Source organism: Rhizobium giardinii bv. giardinii H152 (assembly GCF_000379605.1).
In the GTDB taxonomy this organism is placed as follows: Bacteria; Pseudomonadota; Alphaproteobacteria; order Rhizobiales; family Rhizobiaceae; genus Pararhizobium; species Pararhizobium giardinii.
In genome coordinates this window covers 1-1224 of the sequence record NZ_KB902626.1, presented here as the reverse complement: position 1 = coordinate 1224, position 1224 = coordinate 1, and the positions used below count along the sequence as shown (strand labels likewise).

The 1224-nt window shown below is 59.0% G+C and carries 1 protein-coding gene and 1 pseudogene; one reads left to right on the top strand and one right to left on the bottom strand.

Going from position 1 to position 1224, the window contains the following annotated elements; translation table 11 throughout:
* Nucleotides 1–78: 78 nt before the first annotated feature.
* Nucleotides 79–237 (top strand): annotated as a pseudogene (locus A3AY_RS41665) (IS110 family RNA-guided transposase); the annotation flags it as partial.
* Between the two features lie 67 nt (nt 238–304).
* On the opposite strand, the gene A3AY_RS35110 reads toward A3AY_RS41665, so the two are convergent.
* Nucleotides 305–859: a helix-turn-helix transcriptional regulator gene (locus A3AY_RS35110; protein WP_083925956.1), complete on the bottom strand. Its 555-nt coding sequence runs from the start codon at nt 857–859 to the stop codon at nt 305–307.
* Nucleotides 860–1224 lie beyond the last annotated feature (365 nt).

Sequence of the window (1224 nt, the reverse complement as noted above, 5' to 3'; positions counted from 1 at the left end):
GGTTGCCGCCCTCCCCAGACGGCATCCATTGTGCCAAAGTTGTGGTGCGTTAACCCACGAAGCGGAGAAGGCGGCAAAATGAAGGATACGATGATTGGTGTGGACCTGGCAAAAACTGTTTTCCAGCTCCATGGGGCGTCGATGACGGGCCAGCTAAGGTTCCGCAAGAAGGTATCACGGTCCCAGTTTGTGAAGTTCCTGGCGGATCAATCACCTGCGGTCGTGGTGATGGAAGCGTCACAACTATGTTGTCGACCTGCCCGCGTTGAGCAGTAATCTGATGGCGGCCTTTATCGGAAAATTTCTAAGGTCGAGGTGACCGCCTTCCCGGACTTCTGCCCGTCGAGTCCTTGAAGGCGCGGGAGAAGACCGTCGCTTCGGCGTATCCAAGGGCAGCGGATACCTCCTCGAGAGACAGGCTCCCCTGGGCGAGATAGGCCATTGCCATCTGCTCCCTGTAGCTTCTCACGATATCCCGGTGCGACGTGCCTTCGGCAGACAGTCGCAGCTGCAGGGTTCGCGCAGTCATCCCCAGTTCCGCGGCAAGGTGTTCGAGTTCCACTGGAGCAAGCCCGAGTCGCACGCTGACGAGCGCTCTGACTCGTTCTGTCGCGGACAGGTCGTTGTTGTCCGAAGCCATGTGCTGGTTGAGTATGTTTATGAACTCCCGGTCTTCCGTTCGATGCTGCCGGTCTGCCTCACGTTGATCCACAATCAGGCAGTTCCTCATCTGCCCGAACCTTACCCTCGTGCCGAAGAAGCGCTGAAGAGCTGCGTCCTGTCCGCTGGCGGCGTGTTCGAAATGCACCTCCACTGGACGCCAGTTGGCGTCGAACGCCGTTCTTAGCTGACTGCAGATGGAACGAGCCGGTTTGGTAAAAGAACCGGCCCGCTTCCGATTAGATGCGACAGCGGTGGGCGCTCTTTCGCTATCGGCGCCCGTGGCACAACTCCCGCGCGCTCGATGAGCTTCGAGTTAGATAAGAATTGTCTCGCCATCGCCTGGAGTGCGTAGCTTGTCAGCGAAACCGTTATTTCGCTTCGGATGTAGGCGCCTGGTCCGAGCACGGAGGTGCGGCCAGACAGGGTAGAGGCATGTCCGCGCGCGTCCCGCCGAGTGTTCAGGTTGTGTGATCGCTCTTTTGCCCGATCAGCAACCGAGCGTCGCCTTGATGCCCTCGAGGCCGCGACGAAGGAACGGGTCCGAGTGGATGTAGAAGAACT